The following is a 14,130-nucleotide window of genomic DNA, read 5'->3' as shown; positions in this document are numbered from 1 at the left end:
GAGGGACTATGCCGAGTATTATTTATGAATTACAAAAGACATGTCCTCATACGGGGGCACGGGCAGGTTTATTGCATACGCCACATGGTACCTTCCAAACACCGATGTTTATGCCTGTAGGCACGCAAGCGACAGTTAAAACTATGACACCAGAAGAACTAAAGGCTATGGGTTCTCAAGTTATTTTGAGTAATACCTATCATTTATTTCTTCGCCCAGGGCCGGAGCTTGTAGAAGAGGCTGGGGGCTTACATAAATTTATGAATTGGGATCAAGCGATTCTTACTGATAGTGGTGGATTCCAAGTATTTAGTTTAGGCGATATGCGCAAAATTACTGAGGATGGTGTTACATTTAGATCCCACATTGATGGATCAAAACAGTTTCTATCTCCTGAAGTGGCTACAAAGGTACAAGAGCAATTAGGTTCTGATATTGCGATGGCTTTTGACGAATGTATTCCGTATCCCGCGGATCATGATTATGCGAAACGCTCTACGGCGCGTACCACGCGTTGGGCGCATCGTTGCCAAGAGGCTCGTAAAGCTCATGACCGCCAAGGCATGTTTGGTATCGTTCAAGGTGGCATGTACAAAGACTTGCGCAAACAAAGTGCGGAAGAACTTGTAGCTATGGATTTTGAAGGTTATAGCATCGGCGGTTTATCCGTTGGGGAACCTCATGATTTAATGAATGAAATCTTAGAATATACTACGCCATTATTGCCAACTAACAAGGCTCGTTATTTGATGGGCGTTGGCACCGCAGATTGTCTGGTAGAAGGTGTAGCACGTGGAGTTGATATGTTTGATTGTGTATATCCAACTCGTGTTGCTCGAAATGGGATGGCCATGATCTGGAATGGTCGCCTTAATATTCGAAATGCTCAATTTGCTCATGATTGGGGTCCTTTAGAAGAAGGTTGCCAATGTTATACATGTAAAAATTATTCCCGTGCATATATTCGTCACTTATATAAGGCAGAAGAGATTTTGGCATTACGCCTTGTAACATATCATAATCTCTATTTCTTATTAGAGTTTATGCGTCAAATGAGACAAGCTATCTTAGAAGATCGGTTCCCACAATTTAGAATGCAATTTTGGGATAGCTTTAAAAAATAGTAATTAAGTCTAGTCAAATTTATATTAGGTGGCTATACTAGAAAAGAAATACATATTTATTAACCTAGGAGGATAACATGGGAGATATTCAACAAATCTTGCAAACTAGCTGGCCTATTTTGTTAATGGTAGTGATTTTTTACTTTTTATTGTGGCGTCCACAAAAGAAACAACAAAAAGAGCGTGCTAGCTTGTTAGGTAGCTTAAAAAAAGGCCAAAAAATCGTTACTATTGGTGGTATTTATGGCGAAATTGTTGAACTTGATGATGAAAAAGTCAAGGTACAGGTATCTGAAAAAGTTGAATTAACATTTGCTCGTACAGCAGTTGCTAATGTACTGTCTAAGAAAAACAAGGAAGAAAAATAATGAATACAAAGGAAGCAGTGCGCCAGGCGTGTAAGTCTCAGCGCGCTGCTTTATCCGTTGCTGATTGTAGGTCGTGGACGCCGATGTTGACGAATCAAATCGTTAATAGTCCTGAGTATATATCGGCAAAAAACATTATGGCCTATTTGGCGATGCCTAAAGAGGCCAATTTAGACGATGTGATTCGTCATGCTTTAGAACATGGTAAATCTGTATACGTTCCAGTATGTACTGATAAGACGACTATGATTGCAGTTCGTCTTAAGTCTCTAGAATCTATCACTCGGGGTGTGTTAAATATACGTATTCCCGCTGAGCCATACGATATTATTGATCCGTGTGACTTGGATTTGATTTTAGTGCCTGGTGCTGGCTTTGACCGTCAAGGTGGTCGTATGGGAATGGGGAATGGGTATTATGATCGATTTCTCAAGGAACTTTCACCAAGTACATTTATGGGCGTATGTTGGACTATACAATTATGGGAGACACCAATCCCAATGGAAGCATTAGACCAACGAATGAGTAAAATTGTGACAGAGCAAGGCATTATACATTGTGTATAGCAGAAGGGAGCAACTATTTTGAACGGTAAAGCTATTATCAAGTTTTTAGTAGTCATTGCTGCCATCATTGGATTATTTGCGTATTTTATTCAACCATTAGCAGGCTCTTTGAAACAAGGCCTAGACTTGCAAGGTGGTACGCATATCGTATTGGAAGCAGAGGACTCTGCGACTGGTACAGCTGACAATGATGCAGTGGAACGGGCGAAGCAAATCTTAGAGCGTCGTATTAATGAAATGGGTTTATCTGAACCATTGGTACAACGTGAAGGTGCTCGTCGTATTATCATTGAATTGCCAGGTGTAAAAGATCCTGACGAAGCGATTAAACGTATCGGTAAAACAGCGGTCTTGGAATTTAAAAACGACCAAGGTCAAACCGTTATGACTGGTGATGACTTAAAAGATGCTAAAGAAGAGTTAGGTCAAAATAAACAACCACTCGTTGCTATTGAATTAAGTGATGAAGGGGCTAAGAAGTTTGCTGATTTAACATCTAAAAATATTGGTCGTCGTATTGCCATTACATTGGATGGTAAAGAATTGACTAATCCTGTAGTACAACAAGCAATTACAGGTGGTAAAGCCACTATTTCTGGTAGTCAAAGTTTAGAAGAAGCTAAAGACTTAGCTATTTTATTACGTTCCGGTGCATTGCCTGTTAAAATTAATGTATTGGAAGTGCGTACAGTAGGTCCTTCTTTGGGGCAAGACTCCAAGGATAAATCTGTTGTAGCCTTCAGTGCTGGTATTGCAATGATCATGATTTTCTTGGTTATCTTATATCGTTTTTCTGGCATCGTAGCTAATATAGCATTACTTGTATATGTTATGCTCTTATTACTCGTGTTGGGCAAGGGCTTTAATGCGACTATGACATTGCCAGGTATTGCTGGTATTATCTTATCCATGGGTGTTGCGGTAGATGCAAATATTCTTATCTTTGAACGTTTTAAGGAAGAGGTATTTTCCGGCAAATCTATGCGTGTTGCTATGGAAGCAGGCTTTAGCCGTGCGTTAGCCACAATTACTGATGCAAACGTATCCGTTATCATTACAGCTGGTATCTTAACTATTTTAGGCTCTGGTCCTGTAAAAGGCTTCGCTATCAGCTTAGGCGTAGGTGTTGTGGTGAGTATGTTCACTGCGATTACTGTGAGTCATTTCTTATTGCGCTTATTAATCGATTGTAACTTTACAAACCATCCATTCTGGTTTGGTGCGAATATTTCTCCGAGCACAAGTGCTGACGCATTTGCACCTAAATCTTTGAAAGGAGGTAAACGCAAATGACATTAGACGTAATTAAACATCATCGTTGGTGGTTTGCTATTTCCTCCACACTTGTTATAATCAGCTTAATTTCCATATTTACTAAAGGGTTTAACTTTGGTATTGATTATACTGGTGGTACGATTGTTGAAGTTGTATTTGATCAACCTGTAGAGGTTAGTCAAGTTCGTGACGTTCTAAAAGAATATAATCTTGAAAATGCACAAATTCAGCTTTCCGGTGATACTACTGGTGATACAGCGGGCGAAGACGTAATGATTCGTACACGTAATCTCGAGTCTAGTGAAAGTGCCGCTGTTGTTGATTCTTTGACTAAATCTATTGGTAATAATACAGTTAAACGTATTGAAACTGTAGGAGCTGTAATTGGTTCTGAAGTTACAGAACATGCGTTATTGAATCTTGTTATAGCATTTGCAGCATTAGCTCTATATATTTCTTATCGTTTTGAATATAAGGTTGCCATTTCTGCGTTAGTTGCCATTTTCCATGACTTGATTATGGTTCTTGGTGTTTTCTCTTATTTCCAACTAGAAATTGATGCATCCTTCTTAGCTGCCATTCTTACGGTTGTAGGTTACTCCATGAATGAATCTGTAGTTATCTTTGACCGTGTTCGTGAAAATACGCATACACATAAACGTTCTGATACATTTGCAGATTTGGCGAATGCGTCTATTACACAAAGTATTCACCGCAGTTTCTATACATTGGCTACCGTTATGTTTGCTTGTGTATCCCTTTATCTATTCGGTGGGGACACTACAAAGAACTTTGCCCTTTGCATGATCATCGGTTTTGCTAGTGGTGCGTACTCCTCTATCTGTGTAGCTACATCCTTGTGGGTTATGTGGAAGAGCCGTAATAAAAATGACGTACGTAATCAATAATAAGTTATAAATTATTATTATTGTGTTAATGATTAAAGTATAAGAACCTCTCTAGATTTATTTTTAGAGAGGTTCTTTTATTTTGCTATCTTTTATTATGTAAAATGGTATAGGTATTTTACAGATAACAGTCATTTTTAACTATATAAAATTTAAAAAGGCTTGTTCTTGAATTCTATAAGATAGAGGCGTAAAATGGCTAGGTGACACGATACAAAAGGAGATACAAATATGGATTCAAATAGATTATGGAGCCCTGCTTTTACTAATTATGGTATTAGTAGTGGTATTTTATATATGACTCAATATGTTCTCGTAGCGGCATTGCCAATTGTAATAACGTCTGAGCTGGCTGGCAGTGATCTTGATGCGGGTTTAGCGATGACATATTTCCAAATTGGTACAATTTTATGTAGGATTTTTGCAGGACGATTAATAGATGGTTTTAATAAGCGTATTGTTCTATTAATATCAACAGCCTTGTTTTTCATTATTATGGGATTATTTAATTTTACTACATCCTTAGAGGCTGTTTTCGTACTACGTGGGTTACATGGTGTTGTGTTTGCCCTTGGAACAACTGTAATGGCTACTCTAGCAGTATTAGTATTACCTCCTAGTCGAAAAGGTGAGGGAGTTAATATGTTTGCTATCTTTTCAAATATAGCAATGGTATTAGGACCTGCTATCGGCCTATATGCTTTATCGTCATACGGTAGTATGGCATTGTACATATTTTTAACGGTTATGACTGGATTGGCTATGGTCTTAAGTAATATTATTCCCCTATCAAAGGAGTTAGCATTACCTAAACAATCAAAATATAAAGGTTGGCATATTTCCCAGTTTATAGAAAATAAAAGTTTACCTTGGGCTTTAATGGGCTTATTTATTGGTTTTACTTATTCTGGTGTTTTAGTTTTTATACCCATAGAACTTAATAGCATGGGGGCAGGAATATGGGGAAGTGCTTTCTTTGCTATTTTTGCGTTGATGATTATTATTAGTCGACCTATAGTAGGAAAAGTATATGCTCGATATGGTTCAAAAATTATTATCTATACAGGATTAGGATTATTTATACTAGGCTTATTTGTATTGGGATTAGCTATAACCCCATTAGCTATTCTATTCACCGCTCCGTTGTTGGGGTTAGGCTATGGTGCAGCACAACCTGCATTTCAAGCGCTGGCTATACAATCAGCTCCTATTGAGCGTGCGGGTGTATCAACAGCAACATATTTTTTAGCATTAGATATAAGTGTTGGCGCTGGATCAGTTATACTTGCAGTATTAGCTAGTGCGTGGGGCTATCAATATTTATATATGTTCACTGCATTGGTTATGGTGATAGCGCTTGCTTTGTATCATATATGGGTAAAAAGATATACTCCTTTAGAACTATAGTTGTTTAAGGTAAAAATTGGGTAAATAAATATTAAACAAGTTAAAATGGCTTCTAATGAGATATTATGTATAGGATGCAATAAAAATAATGAAAGCAAGATGAAATTTTTGAGATAACAATTTTATATATTGACGTTTATTATATTTATGCTATACTTATACAAGTCATTAGGACACAGCTCAAATGATAAGTATGAAAAACTTCTTAGAAGTTAAAAAAAGCACTTGACGGAATGAGCTGGACTTGATAGAATAATCAAGTCGCCAGTTGATGAAACACTTCGAAGAAAGAGTGTGTAGACTGGTACAGATCTTTGAAAACTGAACAATGATAGGTAATCAATCATATGATTGAACATATGCCAGAGTGCGGGTTTTGACATAGTCAAAACCAACCATAATTCAAAGTTACTTAAAAGTAACGACAACAAATAATGAGCTATTCAAATAGCTTCAAGATATCTTGGAGAGTTTGATCCTGGCTCAGGACGAACGCTGGCGGCGTGCTTAACACATGCAAGTCGAACGAAGAGCGATGGAAGCTTGCTTCTATCAATCTTAGTGGCGAACGGGTGAGTAACGCGTAATCAACCTGCCCTTCAGAGGGGGACAACAGTTGGAAACGACTGCTAATACCGCATACGATCTAATCTCGGCATCGAGGATAGATGAAAGGTGGCCTCTACATGTAAGCTATCACTGAAGGAGGGGATTGCGTCTGATTAGCTAGTTGGAGGGGTAACGGCCCACCAAGGCGATGATCAGTAGCCGGTCTGAGAGGATGAACGGCCACATTGGGACTGAGACACGGCCCAGACTCCTACGGGAGGCAGCAGTGGGGAATCTTCCGCAATGGACGAAAGTCTGACGGAGCAACGCCGCGTGAGTGATGACGGCCTTCGGGTTGTAAAGCTCTGTTAATCGGGACGAAAGGCCTTCTTGCGAATAGTGAGAAGGATTGACGGTACCGGAATAGAAAGCCACGGCTAACTACGTGCCAGCAGCCGCGGTAATACGTAGGTGGCAAGCGTTGTCCGGAATTATTGGGCGTAAAGCGCGCGCAGGCGGATAGGTCAGTCTGTCTTAAAAGTTCGGGGCTTAACCCCGTGATGGGATGGAAACTGCCAATCTAGAGTATCGGAGAGGAAAGTGGAATTCCTAGTGTAGCGGTGAAATGCGTAGATATTAGGAAGAACACCAGTGGCGAAGGCGACTTTCTGGACGAAAACTGACGCTGAGGCGCGAAAGCCAGGGGAGCGAACGGGATTAGATACCCCGGTAGTCCTGGCCGTAAACGATGGGTACTAGGTGTAGGAGGTATCGACCCCTTCTGTGCCGGAGTTAACGCAATAAGTACCCCGCCTGGGGAGTACGACCGCAAGGTTGAAACTCAAAGGAATTGACGGGGGCCCGCACAAGCGGTGGAGTATGTGGTTTAATTCGACGCAACGCGAAGAACCTTACCAGGTCTTGACATTGATGGACAGAACTAGAGATAGTTCCTCTTCTTCGGAAGCCAGAAAACAGGTGGTGCACGGTTGTCGTCAGCTCGTGTCGTGAGATGTTGGGTTAAGTCCCGCAACGAGCGCAACCCCTATCTTATGTTGCCAGCACTTTGGGTGGGGACTCATGAGAGACTGCCGCAGACAATGCGGAGGAAGGCGGGGATGACGTCAAATCATCATGCCCCTTATGACCTGGGCTACACACGTACTACAATGGGAGTTAATAGACGGAAGCGAGATCGCGAGATGGAGCAAACCCGAGAAACACTCTCTCAGTTCGGATCGTAGGCTGCAACTCGCCTACGTGAAGTCGGAATCGCTAGTAATCGCAGGTCAGCATACTGCGGTGAATACGTTCCCGGGCCTTGTACACACCGCCCGTCACACCACGAAAGTCGGAAGTGCCCAAAGCCGGTGGGGTAACCTTCGGGAGCCAGCCGTCTAAGGTAAAGTCGATGATTGGGGTGAAGTCGTAACAAGGTAGCCGTATCGGAAGGTGCGGCTGGATCACCTCCTTTCTAGGGAGACATACACCGAGCCAAGAGCTTGGATGTCACTTAGGTCGACACTTTGGTCAGTAAGTAGACGTAGCATAAGCGCTAGCTGTACTTACACACTTATCATTGTTTGGTTTTGAGAGATCTGTAAAGACTCTCAGATGGTTTAATACCAGTTACAATTTAATAGATTTCGATGGCTATCTAGGCGCATGAGATGAACGACGTCGCCGCGTAATGGTAATTACGCAAGACAAGTGAAGCGAATGCAACGACGATAGACGCGAAATATATGAATTGTTTGTTCTTTGAAAACTGCATAGAAGAATTAATATATATTTGTAAGGTCATCTCTTAGAATTTCTAAGTAGGTTGACCCGAGCACATAGGAAATAATTCTCTGACTTAATGGTGACGTACATGAAAATGTACGGCTACAAAAAACGACAATGTATCTAATGCATGTCAATATTATCTCTCATGTATTCAATCATGAGATTTTCGTTAGCATTTGATGCATATCTAGGAGCCTGAGCGAGATGAAGCCGCCGCGTACTATTGTACGTAAGGCAAAATCGAGCGTGAGGCGACGACGATAGGCGCAAATGATAACGCAAAATAAGTAAAGATAATAAGGGCGTACGGTGGATGCCTTGGCGATATCAGCCGAAGAAGGACGCGGTAAGCTGCGATAAGCTACGGAGAGATGCAAGCAATCTTTGACCCGTAGATATCCGAATGGGGGAACCCGGCAGTGGTTATGCACTGTCACCCATAGCATAGACTATGAGGAGGGCACCCGGGGAACTGAAACATCTAATTACCCGGAGGAACAGTAATCAAACGAGATTTTCTTAGTAGCGGCGAGCGAACGGGAAAGAGGCCAAACCGGAGCGGGCAACCGCACCGGGGTTGAGGACAGTCATCAAGTGTAAATGAGGTAGAAGAATCGAGCTGGAAAGCTCAGCCGTAGAAGGTGAAAGCCCTGTAATCGAAACCTTGCATACACGGGACTGTATCCAGAGTACCACGAGACACGTGAAACCTTGTGGGAAGCAGGGGGGACCACCCTCCAAGCCAAAATACTGATATCGACCAATAGCGCATAGTACCGTGAGGGAAAGGTGAAAAGAACCCCTGGCGGGGAGTGAAAGAGAACCTGAAACCGTATGTCTACAAACAGTCGAAGTCTGTATATATATCAGGACGACGGCGTGCCTATTGAAGAATGAACCGACGAGTTACTGTTGCTAGCGAGGTTAAGTGGAAAACATGGAGCCGCAGCGAAAGCGAGTCTGAACAGGGCGTTCAGTTAGTAATAGTAGACCCGAAACCGTAGTGATCTATCCATGGCCAGGTTGAAGCACAGGTAAAATTGTGTGGAGGACCGAACTCGTGAGCGTTGAAAAGCTTTGGGATGAGTTGTGGATAGGGGTGAAATGCCAATCGAACACGGAGATAGCTGGTTCTCCCCGAAATAGCTTTAGGGCTAGCCTCGAGGTAGAGAGTATAGGCGGTAGAGCACTGATCGGGCTAGGGGCCATACCGGTTACCGAACCTAGTCAAACTACGAATGGCTATACTTATACTCGGGAGTCAGACAGTGAATGATAAGGTCCATTGTCAAGAGGGAAACAGCCCAGAACACCGACTAAGGTCCCCAATGTTACACTAAGTGGCGAAGGATGTGGAATTTCCAAAACAACCAGGATGTTGGCTTAGAAGCAGCCACCATTTAAAGAGTGCGTAATAGCTCACTGGTCGAGAGACTCTGCGCCGAAAATGTCCGGGGCTAAAGTGTAAAACCGAAGTCGTGTCATATGCAGCAATGTATATGGGTAGGGGAGCGTTCTCATCGGGCTGAAGCAGTACCGTAAGGAGTTGTGGACTGATGAGAAGTGAGAATGTCGGTATGAGTAGCGAAAAGAATGGTGAGAATCCATTCCACCGAAAGCCTAAGGGTTCCTGAGCAACGATCGTCGTCTCAGGGTAAGTCGGGACCTAAGCCGAGGCGGAATAGCGTAGGCGATGGACAACAGGTTGAAATTCCTGTACCGGTGTGAATCGTTTGATCGATGGAGTGACACAGTAAGGTAGGTCAGCACGCGATTGGAAGAGCGTGTTTAAACAGGTAGGTTGAGCTATAGGCAAATCCGTAGCTCTAAAAGCTGAGATGTGATGACGAGCGACTAGCAATAGTCGCGAAGTGATTGATCCTACACTGTCGAGAAAAGCTTCTAGGTAGAGACACATCGCCCGTACCAAAACCGACACAGGTAGGCGGGGAGAGAATCCTAAGGTGCGCGGGAAAACCCTCGTTAAGGAACTCGGCAAAATGCCTCCGTAACTTCGGGAAAAGGAGGACTCATGTAGTGTGAAGTGCAGAAGCGCATGGAGCATGAATGAGTGGCACAAGAGAGGCGCAAGCGACTGTTTACCACAAACACAGGTGCCTGCTAAAGCGAAAGCTGATGTATAGGTGCTGACACCTGCCCGGTGCTGGAAGGTTAAGAGGAGGGGTTAGACTTCGGTCGAAGCTCTGAATTGAAGCCCCAGTAAACGGCGGCCGTAACTATAACGGTCCTAAGGTAGCGAAATTCCTTGTCGGGTAAGTTCCGACCCGCACGAAAGGTGTAACGACTTGCGCACTGTCTCAACGAGGGACCCGGTGAAATTGAAGTACCTGTGAAGATGCAGGTTACCCGCGACTGGACAGAAAGACCCCATGGAGCTTTACTGCAACCTAAGATTGAACTTAGTTAATGAATGTACAGGATAGGTGGGAGACTTAGAACCTAGGACGCCAGTTTTAGGGGAGTCGCTGTTGGGATACCACCCTTTCATTAATTGATTTCTAACGGGCCGAGTAACGACCGGCCGGACAGTCTTAGGCGGGCAGTTTGACTGGGGCGGTCGCCTCCAAAAGAGTAACGGAGGCGCCCAAAGGTTCCCTCAGAGCGGACGGAAATCGCTCGAAGAGTGTAAAGGCAGAAGGGAGCTTGACTGCGAGACGGACAGGTCGAGCAGGGACGAAAGTCGGGCTTAGTGATCCGGTGGTGCCGAGTGGAAGGGCCATCGCTCAACGGATAAAAGCTACCCTGGGGATAACAGGCTAATCTCTCCCAAGAGTCCATATCGACGGGGAGGTTTGGCACCTCGATGTCGGCTCATCACATCCTGGGGCTGAAGTAGGTCCCAAGGGTTCGGCTGTTCGCCGATTAAAGTGGTACGTGAGCTGGGTTCAGAACGTCGTGAGACAGTTCGGTCCCTATCCATCGCGGGCGTAAGAAACTTGAAGGGGGCTGCTCCTAGTACGAGAGGACCGGAGTGGACGAACCGCTGGTGTACCAATTATCCTGCCAAGGGTACAGTTGGGTAGCTACGTTCGGGACGGATAAACGCTGAAAGCATCTAAGCGTGAAACCAGCCTTGAGATGAGGTTTCTCATAGCAAAAGCTAGTAAGATCCCATGTAGACGACATGGTAGATAGGCCAGGTGTGGAAGAGCCGTGAGGTTTGGAGCTGACTGGTACTAATCGATCGAGGGCTTTACTTAAGCAGCGTAACCAACTTGAAGGAGCAACGCGACGCACAAGTTGCGTGGAGTCGCTTACGTCGAAACGTAAGATTTCACGATGTGAAATCCACAGGCTTCGACGCAATCCTCCAGACGTGTACTTTGAGTATGGGACGCAACATATAACAAAACATTAAGCAGAATGTGCAATAAATATATATACTTCTATGTGGTTTTCAGAGTACAAACTCTGACAGATTCAGTGGCGATGGCTATGAGGATCCACCTGTTCCCATCTCGAACACAGTAGTTAAGCTCATAAACGCCGAAAGTACTTGGCTGGAGACGGCCTGGGAGGATAGGAAGCCGCTGATTGACTAAAAGAAAAAGGTCTACCTAAAGGTAGGCCTTTTTCTTTTTGCTAGTCTTCGACTAGCTAACCCTACTAGAGCAGCCTCCAGCCAAGGTTGTAGAGGTTGTATCTATGTACGTGTCCGTGTAAGACGGCCCTGGGAAAAGCAGGGCAGTAGAAGATGGAGGAGTGAAACGACGACAGATTCACTGCATCGCTTTCTTCCGAACGTAAGATTTACCGAGCTGCGAAGCAGAGAAGGGAAATCCACAGTGAGGAAGCAAGTAGGGCAACCGAAGAGGTCTTAGAGCTAAGCGACGCAGCCGAACCATATGAGTTCTTCCGAACGTAAGATTTACCGAGCTGCGAAGCAGAGAAGGGAAATCCACAGTGAGGATTGATAGGAAGCCGCGGCTAATGGTAGTATCTAACTAATCCATACGGTAACGAGGCACAACGTGCCAATGTTACCGAACCGTAAAGCAGTTGAGCTACTTTAAATATATGTAAATAAACTTTATCTAATCGATACCGCGGTGCGCAGCACCAATGGTATCGAACCGTAAACTAGTTGAGCAACTCCATATTTATGTAAATAACAAGCCCCATGATCACAAAATCATAGAGCCTATATATTAATAACAACTTATTAGGAATTTAATATATATACAAAAAAAGAGCTGCCTAAGCAGCTCTAATTCTTTATTATTCTACACCAACCATTACGCTAGTGGATTTGATAACAGCGACAACTTCTTTGCCAACTGCTAAGCCTAATTCTTTAACGGATTGAATAGTAATGTCAGCAGTAACAATATTATTATTACCTACGTTGATTTTTACGATTGCATTTACAGCGCCTTCTTGGATCTCAACGATAGTACCTTTTAATTGATTTCTTGCACTTAATTTCATGGATATCTCCTTAAAAAACAATACAAAAAGTATATATATTATAATATTTTGCATATAATTTGTGATATACATTACATCACAAATTATATGGAGCGGGCGAAGGGAATCGAACCCTCCTCTCAAGCTTGGGAAGCTCGCATTCTACCGATGAACTACGCCCGCACGATGTAAATATTGTATCATATATTTACATATACATTCAAGTAATCATAGATATATCTATGATTATACCTATAGTAGTAAATGTATTGAATTACTTTCAATCTAGATGTATAAAATAATAGAAAAGGAGGAATTCGTATGTCAAAAGTATATAAAGTTCATAAATGGTTATCTATTATTTCCTTAATTTTCTTCTTAATGTTTTGTATTACAGGATTAGTACTCATGTTTCGAACTGAGTTAAATGCATGGGCTCAAGGTGGAACAATACATCATTCATCAGCTATAATGTCGATGAATGAACATGAAGAATCTATATTTAAGTATGCTGATCAGGGGGCACTACTTGTTAAACAGAAATATCCATCAAAAGATATTTTGAATATATCCCCTGCTATGGGGGCTACACATATTTTACGGTATCGTATTATTGAATCTACGGCTACGGTAGCACCTCCAGCTCGCATGGGAATGGGTGGGGATTATGTTTTATATAATCCTATATCTAAAGAACTGATTACTTCACATAATGAGCCTCCTGTACATCCTTGGATTCGTAGTATGTTACATACTCTTCATCAATTACATACACGATTAGATTTAGGTAAAATTGGCATATATATTGTAACATTCTTATCATTTTTATGTAGTCTCACTATTATTTCAGGGATTTTTTTATATGGTCCATTTCGTAAAAGTTATTCTAAAGCCTCTGTTTTATCTAAGAAAATGAAAATAGGTGTATTACATCGTGAATTCTCAATAGTTGCAACGGTCTGGGGATTTATATTATGTATAACAGGTGTATGGATTGGGGGCTTTTTTATTGCAAATGATAACTATAATGCCGATGTACTTCATAATGCTAAACAGGAACTTTCGATTGGACAATCTGAAATATTGCAACCATCAGAAGCAATTTCTCGTATAATGAAAGTATATCCAGATCGACAAGTTATTTCTATGGATTATCCATCTAAGTTTAACAATTACCATTATGCATTTTATTTAGGTGCAGAAAATGATGATGATCCAGCTATGTTTCTTGGACAGCCTGTATATGCTAACTTGTATGTCGATTCTAGTAATGATAGATTTTCTACTAAAGCAGTTCCATGGTATTTTACAGGTATGACGACTATGATTAACCTACATATTCATAATCATAATACGATGGCTCTGAAGATATTGTGGGCTATATGGGATATTGTTCTCATTATTGGTATCGTGACTGGACTTATGATGACTATTATTAGAAAGTATAAAAAATCAGATGTAATTCTATCTAAAGTATCGGTAGAGGAAAAGCATATTTGGCGTACACCATTATTTTGTAGTATATCTGTTCTTATAGGATTGCTTCTACCACTTTGGCAAAATCCTGTTATGAATACGATTGCTGCTATTTGTTTAACTGTATCACTTATTGTATTTTTTATCTCTTTACTTAAAGAAAGTAAACAATATTGATTATTTTCGAACTGAAATGATATAATAATAAATATAGTTGTTTTTATATACATAAAAATACGTA

Annotated in this window: 8 protein-coding genes, 1 tRNA gene and 3 rRNA genes; 10 read left to right on the top strand and 2 right to left on the bottom strand. The window is 41.9% G+C overall.

The annotated features are described in order from the left end of the window. Positions 1 to 8 precede the first annotated feature (8 nt). From tgt to rrf, 9 genes are all read left to right on the top strand, one after another. Positions 9 to 1,124, top strand: a complete 1,116-nt coding sequence (tgt, locus tag PK1910_RS04280) for a tRNA guanosine(34) transglycosylase Tgt (RefSeq protein ID WP_008603393.1) — start codon at positions 9 to 11, stop codon at positions 1,122 to 1,124. Positions 1,125 to 1,201: 77 nt separating this feature from the next. After that, a complete protein-coding gene (gene yajC / locus PK1910_RS04275) occupies positions 1,202 to 1,492 on the top strand; it encodes a preprotein translocase subunit YajC (protein ID WP_004695596.1) in 291 nt (96 codons plus the stop codon). After that, positions 1,492 to 2,058 (top strand): 5-formyltetrahydrofolate cyclo-ligase, encoded by a 567-nt coding sequence (locus PK1910_RS04270; RefSeq protein ID WP_004695599.1) that lies wholly within the window; start codon positions 1,492 to 1,494, stop codon positions 2,056 to 2,058. The genes yajC and PK1910_RS04270 overlap by 1 nt, the downstream gene beginning before the upstream one ends. Before the next feature lie 18 nt (positions 2,059 to 2,076). Continuing rightward, positions 2,077 to 3,351 (top strand): protein translocase subunit SecD, encoded by a 1,275-nt coding sequence (secD, locus tag PK1910_RS04265; RefSeq protein WP_004695600.1) that lies wholly within the window; start codon positions 2,077 to 2,079, stop codon positions 3,349 to 3,351. Continuing rightward, positions 3,348 to 4,241, top strand: coding sequence for a protein translocase subunit SecF (gene secF / locus PK1910_RS04260; RefSeq protein WP_004695602.1), 894 nt, complete (start codon positions 3,348 to 3,350; stop codon positions 4,239 to 4,241). Before secD ends, secF begins: the two co-directional genes overlap by 4 nt. A gap of 231 nt (positions 4,242 to 4,472) precedes the next feature. Then, on the top strand, positions 4,473 to 5,648 hold the full coding sequence (locus PK1910_RS04255) for an MFS transporter (protein ID WP_021147928.1): 1,176 nt from the start codon (positions 4,473 to 4,475) through the stop codon (positions 5,646 to 5,648). Positions 5,649 to 6,108: 460 nt separating this feature from the next. Next, positions 6,109 to 7,671, top strand: a 16S ribosomal RNA gene (locus PK1910_RS04250). Between the two features lie 600 nt (positions 7,672 to 8,271). Further along, positions 8,272 to 11,206: ribosomal RNA gene (locus PK1910_RS04245) — 23S ribosomal RNA — on the top strand. Positions 11,207 to 11,425: 219 nt separating this feature from the next. Next, a 5S ribosomal RNA gene (rrf, locus tag PK1910_RS04240) occupies positions 11,426 to 11,542 on the top strand. Together the 16S, 23S and 5S rRNA genes form the textbook arrangement of a ribosomal RNA operon. A gap of 682 nt (positions 11,543 to 12,224) precedes the next feature. Here rrf and PK1910_RS04235 read toward each other — a convergent pair. Next, positions 12,225 to 12,434: a TOBE domain-containing protein gene (locus PK1910_RS04235; RefSeq protein ID WP_004693239.1), complete on the bottom strand. Its 210-nt coding sequence runs from the start codon at positions 12,432 to 12,434 to the stop codon at positions 12,225 to 12,227. Between the two features lie 88 nt (positions 12,435 to 12,522). Continuing rightward, positions 12,523 to 12,596: transfer RNA gene (locus tag PK1910_RS04230), tRNA-Gly, on the bottom strand. Positions 12,597 to 12,734: 138 nt separating this feature from the next. Here PK1910_RS04230 and PK1910_RS04225 point away from each other — a divergent pair. Continuing rightward, on the top strand, positions 12,735 to 14,066 hold the full coding sequence (locus PK1910_RS04225; RefSeq protein WP_008600513.1) for a PepSY-associated TM helix domain-containing protein: 1,332 nt from the start codon (positions 12,735 to 12,737) through the stop codon (positions 14,064 to 14,066). Positions 14,067 to 14,130 lie beyond the last annotated feature (64 nt).

Origin of the sequence: Veillonella parvula (genome assembly GCF_036456085.1) — a bacterium.
GTDB classification, from domain to species: domain Bacteria; phylum Bacillota; class Negativicutes; order Veillonellales; family Veillonellaceae; genus Veillonella; species Veillonella parvula_E.
Note: the sequence above shows the minus strand (reverse complement) of the source record. Positions and strands in the feature narration are given on the sequence as shown.